Annotated in this window: 5 protein-coding genes; 3 read left to right on the top strand and 2 right to left on the bottom strand. The window is 49.0% G+C overall.

Going from position 1 to position 6,655, the window contains the following annotated elements; genetic code table 11:
- Positions 1 to 511: 511 nt before the first annotated feature.
- The 3 genes from V3U24_11645 (at position 512) to V3U24_11635 (ending at position 3,077) form a co-directional block, all read left to right on the top strand.
- Positions 512 to 1,597, top strand: a complete 1,086-nt coding sequence (locus V3U24_11645; protein MEE9168096.1) for an adenylate/guanylate cyclase domain-containing protein — start codon at positions 512 to 514, stop codon at positions 1,595 to 1,597.
- 439 nt (positions 1,598 to 2,036) lie between these two features.
- Positions 2,037 to 2,297: a YggT family protein gene (locus V3U24_11640; protein ID MEE9168095.1), complete on the top strand. Its 261-nt coding sequence runs from the start codon at positions 2,037 to 2,039 to the stop codon at positions 2,295 to 2,297.
- A 537-nt stretch (positions 2,298 to 2,834) separates the two neighbouring features.
- Positions 2,835 to 3,077: a hypothetical protein gene (locus V3U24_11635; protein ID MEE9168094.1), complete on the top strand. Its 243-nt coding sequence runs from the start codon at positions 2,835 to 2,837 to the stop codon at positions 3,075 to 3,077.
- Positions 3,078 to 3,343: 266 nt separating this feature from the next.
- Here V3U24_11635 and V3U24_11630 read toward each other — a convergent pair whose 3' ends face one another.
- Both V3U24_11630 and V3U24_11625 read right to left on the bottom strand, forming a co-directional pair.
- On the bottom strand, positions 3,344 to 4,516 hold the full coding sequence (locus V3U24_11630; protein ID MEE9168093.1) for a hypothetical protein: 1,173 nt from the start codon (positions 4,514 to 4,516) through the stop codon (positions 3,344 to 3,346).
- A 72-nt stretch (positions 4,517 to 4,588) separates the two neighbouring features.
- Positions 4,589 to 6,499, bottom strand: a complete 1,911-nt coding sequence (locus V3U24_11625; GenBank protein MEE9168092.1) for an alpha/beta fold hydrolase — start codon at positions 6,497 to 6,499, stop codon at positions 4,589 to 4,591.
- Positions 6,500 to 6,655 lie beyond the last annotated feature (156 nt).

Genomic DNA, 6,655 nt, shown 5'->3' with positions numbered 1-6,655 from the left:
TACCGATCCTTTCGGAGATGCATATCGGGAAGTTTCTCAAGGATACGATAGTGGGAGATCGTTTTCACGATTTGAATCGCCGCGTTCATGCCTTCAGGTCAATCAAGAATCTTGCCCCAAAACCGCCACTCTGAACATCAAGATAGAACTTTTCTGACGCAATTACTCGACAAAATCAATTGGTTGCCCTGGTCCGACCCCCGTCTCCCGCAAAGTGGCCAATGAGGCGGGTTGGTTTGACATTCATACTGACCTCGACGCACACTGGTCAATTCTCAATTTTGGTGCTATATTGGAGTGGTGTTGGGTTCTATTCCGTACTCGCAGGCCGCTGGCCGGATCAGCGTACCCTTGATTGATGGGTGGTCGGGAGTACCAGCCCACGCGGCCGCGAGCAAAGGGGGAGACGGAAGGGGTTGTGGACTTTAAAGAGATCTGAAAAACTGTGGAACAAGTCGAGCACCACTGGACAGTCTTAAATGAACTCCCGACCATCGGAAAGAGTACCTAGATGAGCACAGCGCTTCGTGTATTGTTGATCGAGGATTCAGAGGACGATGCTCAGTTGCTGCTGCGTGAACTGCGGCGTGGCGGCTATGAACCAACATATGAGAGGATCGAGACCCCCGAAGCCATGAAAGCCGCACTTGATGACCGGACGTGGGATATCATTATTTCCGATTATGTCATGCCTCACTTCAGTGGGCCTGCAGCGTTGGGGCTGTTGAAGGAAAGTGGTCTCGACCTGCCAATTATTATCGTATCAGGCAAAATTGGCGAGGAGGCAGCGGTTGCGATGATGAAAGCCGGTGCTCATGACTACATAATGAAAGACAATCCGGCAAGGCTGGTTCCTGCCATCGAGCGTGAGTTGAAGGAAGCAGAGATGCGTCGGGAGCGAATGGAGGCGGAAAAGATTCAGAAAGCTCTCGCAAGATACCAGTCACCAGATATTGTGGACGCCATCATGGAAATGGGGGTGACGAAATTCGATGCGGTGGAGAGGTATGTGACCGTTCTTTTCATCGATATGCTGGGATCGACGAAGCGAGCTGAAGAAGAGGGGCCGAAAAAAATGTCTCAGATTCTAAACACCTTTCTTGAACTGGCTACAGAGGAGGTACTAGCCTGTAAAGGACACGTAAATAAGTTCATCGGTGATGAGGTGATGGCAGTGTTTAACGCACCACTGGAACTTGAAAATCACGAAGAAATGGCTGTGAATGCGGCAATCAGAATGTTAGAGCGGATCGATAAGCATGACCATGAGCATCCTGACCTGGCTTTCAGTGTACGAATTGGGATCAATTCAGGTCTCACCATGGCGGGTGACGTAGGCCCCAAGAATAGATATGAATATACCGTAATCGGGGAGACGGTTAATGTTGCTGCGAGAATGACCAAACTTCCATGGGTGAATAAGATTATCATAGGTCGGAATACTTATGACAAGATAAAGAATGTGTTCACTGCAAAAGAGATTGGTCCGGTAATGCTGCAAGGTGTCAGCGACATGCTGGAGATTTATGAAGTTGTTATTTCACCTTCGGTTTTTGTGGATGGGACAAGTCAATCAACCGATGGCGCTGGTAGCTAGTCTCGGTGATCCAATAGAATCTCGCACTAGATTTGCCTGATTTGTGCTCGAGGTCTTCGCAGAGTTTCGACCTGCACTCCGAAGGTTGTACCAATGTTTAAGTTATGGCTTTTTGATCCGGGATCGGGCCAAGCTATGTTATTGATTTTCAAAGGACATCGTTCCAGTTTACCCCCAAATGCCCCTCTCTACAGGATCCTGCGGATAAGCATCTAAATAGGACTTTTCTGACACAATTACTCAATAAAATCAACTAGTTACCACAGTCCAACCCCCCGTCTCCCGAAGATTTTTCTGTCAATAGAACCTACTATGATCAATCTTAATTCCAACTCTCGGCCAAGATTCTATGTTTGCGATTTCATTGGTTTCTCGTTTGCTTTGACATTTGGTTGATTCTTGGGGAAGTTTCGGGTGAATCAATAATGGGGATTTACTCATGGATTACACGCTTTACAGATTTATAAACCTACTATTCCAGTTTTTGTATCTCTGCCTGATCGCAAGAGTCATTTTATCCTGGGTCCCGCATAACGCTTACAATCCAGTGGTTCAGTTTTTGTACAAAATTACCAACCCTATTTTGAAGCCAATCCAGGAGATTCTACCGCCAATGAGAATTGGAATAGATATCTCGCCTATTCTTGCTCTTGTAGCGTTAGGTTTTATTAAGAAAATAATCGTGTGGGCGATGTTTTGACTGGCAGGCCATACTTTTTCTTAGGAGGGGAAATCGCTGGGTCATCTGCGCGAGTTTAAAACATCAACCAGACTGTTTCTTAAGTCTTACAGGTGGAGACGGATTGACCCTATTCCGTGGACTGATTTAAGTAAACCCGTTTCAGAGTGCCGACTCGCCCTTGTTTCCAGTGCCGGATTTGTCCTTCCAAATCAAAAGCTCTTTGATTGGGCTGTCCCTGGTGGCGACGTTAGTTTTCGGGAGATTCCAAGCGATACTGATGTCTCTGAACTGACTGATTATCATAAGAGCAAATCATACGATCATACGGGATTGCGACTGGATCCAAATGTGGCATTTCCGATTGATAGAGTGCGGGAACTGGTCAAGTCGGGACGAATCGGTTCCCTGAATCATCGACACCTCTCGTTTATGGGAGTGATAACGTCCCCTGAAAGATTAATTAATCATTCTGGTCCGGAAGCGGTACGCTGGTTGGTAGATGACGGCATCGACATCACGATCTTAGTCCCTGTCTGACCTTTGTGTAACCAGGCCGTGAGTCTGGTCGCAGCAGAGCTTGAACGCAACGGTATTGCAACCGTTGTCATACAACTGCTACGTGAAGTTGCGGAGAAAGTGCGACCACCACGAGCCCTATTTGTCCCTTTCAAGCACGGATATCCGTTGGACGAGCCAGAACATTCAGAACGACAAACCGCCGTTTTAGAAGCAGCACTTGGTTTGCTTGAAGATAAAACTCTCACGAAGCCTGTTCTGGTGGATTACCAGCCCCATTAGGAATAGTATGTTATTTATATTCAAGGGAAATCGTTCCAATTCACCCAAAATTGCCACTCTCCACGGGATCCTGCGGATAAGGATCAGAATACGGTTTTTCTGATTCAATTACTTAATAGAATCAACTAATTCCCCTCGTCGGACCCCTGTCTCCCGGTTGTAGGACTCGGTTTCCGATAAATGGATTGCCAGATTTCAGGTTTTGGTGGGTTCTCCTGTTGCCTTCGTTGACGTGGTTGTAAGTTCAGGGCCGCTCGAGACAATCCTCAAGCCACCCAATTACCTTTCGTTACTGCCTCAGGGTTGTCAAATCGGAATGAACTAAACACGAGCCCACTCACCCCCGGTATGGAGAGGAGGGCCTCCTCTTCGGACTTTGAAGGTTCATCCCATTGCCGTGCGATGTAAAACTTTGTAGTCATATTGGATCTAAGAGCCGGGGCGTAGTTTCCAGTCATATGTTCATTCAGTTGGGGCAGATTGTAGCCGTCTATATAGTTTTGCAGGTATCCGTTCCCTCGGTGCATGGGCCAGAGGTGATGCCACATAGATGGACATTGGGATGAATTTTGGTTGATGACGAGTTCGTCGATTATGCCCTGTTGTATCCACTCACGCCATTGCAGGGTGGTATTTCCCAGAGGTGGACCCAGGACATCTCCCCTCGCGCAACCCACGCTCAACCGTAGCTTCTCGAGATCTAAGTCACGACGAAGTTCACCCAGGAATCCTGTGAGATATTCTCCCATGAGATCTCTCCACAGTTGAATATCAAAGTCCTCTTTCCGAATGTCTCGATCATAAAGCCTCAGATAGTCGCGTCGAATTGGATCATTAAACCCGTACTGATCTGCGAAATCTGCCGGACGTGATTGCGAGCGCAGACAGACAAACAACCCGTCAAAATCGGTGCCATCCAGAAGTCGTTCAAAGCGTTGGCGAAGATGCCTACGGACTTCAGGATAGGCCAGACAAAGAACTCCCCATTGACGAATTTTCCCACTTCGATCTGTTATGGCATATTCAGGGTGGCGGCGACTGAAATCGCTTTGCCAACTGATGTGCTGTCCATGCATAGCATTATGGTAACTTACCTCACGGATCTTTTTCGGGAGCAGTGGCCGCCCTTCATCGAAGATGCTAACGTATAGATACGCTCGCATTTTCAATTCATGGGCCATTTGGGGCACTATGTGAGAGAAGTCCAATTCAACAGCCTGCCGCTCTTCTATTGTGCGTGGATACCCGCGGGCCTTGTAGTGTCGTCCGTTAAGCTTTGACGTTGGGGTCCGCCACTGTATTATTGTAGCCCCGAGGTCGTCACGCCACCGAATCATTCTTTCTTCCAAGGCCTCGTAACTGTCCAGTCTTCCATTTCCTTCGCCGAAGACGAGGTGATCACCCCAAGAAACGCTCACGATGTTGGTTGCATTTTCCATTCTCTCAGATTGAAATTGGATCATAACCTGACAGGTCGATACAGACCTGTCAGGATGAGAGTTAAACGATGACTACCTCAGCAGGTATTTCTCCCAGAACAGACTAACCGCGTTGTAATAGTAGTCCCGGTTGAATTTCTTCCGGAATCCATGACCTTCATCCATGGCAACCATATACCACACGTCTCCGCCGTTGGCGCGAATCTCTTTTACCATCTGTTCCGACTCTGAGACAGGTACCCGGGGATCGTTGTGTCCTTGAGCGATAAAGAGCGGCTTTGTCATCTGAGCCGCGTTATTGTTGGGGGAGATTGACTTCAGAAAAACTCGCATCTCAGGATCCCTCTCATCCCCATATTCCTGGCGGCGAAGGTCTCGACGATACGATTTTGTGTTTTCCAGAAAGGTAACAAAATTGGAAATCCCCACAATTTCTGCTGCTGCCCGCAGTCGGTCATTGTAGCGGGTCGCACAGGCCAGTACCATGTAGCCACCGTATGACCCTCCGAACACGGCGATCCTGTTTCTATCGAGATCAGGCTGGGTGTCAATCCAGTCCAGGAACGCCCCGATATCCCGTACGGTGTCCTCCCGCTTGTACCCGTTGTCCAGCAGCAGATATCTCTTACCATACCCGCTTGAACCGCGTACGTTGGGAGCGAGAACCGCAATTCCCAGCTCGTTGATCCAGTACTGAAACGTAGATGAGAGTGATGGACGATATTGACTCTCAGGTCCTCCGTGAATGTAGATCACCACCGGATGCGGACTCTCCCTCTTCGGTCTATAGAGAAACCCAGGGATTTTTATTCCATCAAAGGTCGTTGCTCGAATTAGTTCTGGAACCACAAACTGATCCGTGTTCAGGCCGCCCACCTCGCTCTTCGTCCACCGCGTCAGTTCCTTCCCGCGCACATCGAGAACATAGACATCTCCCGGAGTCTGTGGAGTATTCATGACGAGCGCCAGGTAGCGGTTATCGTTGCGAAAATCCAAACTCCCAATCTGACCCATGGGTAGAGGTGGAACTGCGAGCTCCCGGCCTTTTCTTGTATGCAGGAGATGAAGCCGGGAAATCCCATCCTCATTCGTGATGTATGCCAGATAGCGGCCATTATCTGAGAGGGCCAATCCAGTGACATCCCACGGAACGTGATCCGATACAGGAGTCAGGGAGCCCAATTCAACATCGTAGTAACGAAGATGTTTGAAATCCGCATCTTCATCCGAGGTTAGGTAGATACCGTTACCGTCTTTAGCAAACTTCGCCCCGCCGTAGGCAATCTTCTTCCCACTGGGACGAATTTGGGTCATCTCACCTGTCTTCACGTCAACCAGATAGACGTAACTTTCATTGATGGAAACATACTTCATGACCAGAATTTGATTGTCATCAGGTGACCAGTCGGTGGCGATCCAGTATCCGGGTTCTTCAACCAGAGGTCTTTCTTCTATTCCCTCAATCGTACCGATGTGAACATTCATGTCAACGTCATTGCCCATGTTGCTCGTGAAGGCGAAGTACCGGCCACCATTTGACCAGGGACCGAGGCCGTTTCGGGATGTCCCATCGGTTAGCATCCTGGCGGTGCCCTCTTCCATGTCGAACCAGAAGATCTGGTAATACTCACTTCCGCCTACGTCTTTTGAGAAGAGAAACCCCCGATCTGAAGGATCAGGACAGAAAGAGCCGCCACCCACCGGTTCCCCGTAGAATGTCACCTGCATCCGGGCACCCAGGGGACGATCCAGATAGTGAATCTGAGTCGTTTCAGCGAAACGGGTGCGAATCAGCATACCCGCATCTTCAGGATCCCACGAGGCAAAACTCGCCCCTCTAACATTCTGATAGAGGCGGGTCCGTTCTTTGACACCATCCGGGATTTCTGGAATGTCCTGCAGGACTAGATTTCCCACCTTTGTCTCTGTCTGAGACGAGAGGATGCCAATAGACAGAAGAACGAACGTCAGGTAAAGTCTCATAAGCTTCTCCTTTCGGCGATTTTCTGCGCTTCTGAAGTGCTTCGAATGAATCTACTGCGCATCATGGTCATTGTCACGAGCTTGTCGGTCCAAGTTTGACCCTCTGACCTTCCAACGGAAAATCCAGTGGACGGTCACCGTATGCGACAGGACAGG

This window comes from Candidatus Neomarinimicrobiota bacterium, assembly GCA_036476315.1.
GTDB lineage: Bacteria > Fidelibacterota > Marinisomatia > Marinisomatales > S15-B10 > JAZGBI01.
This window is presented reverse-complemented; position numbering and strand designations above follow the sequence as displayed.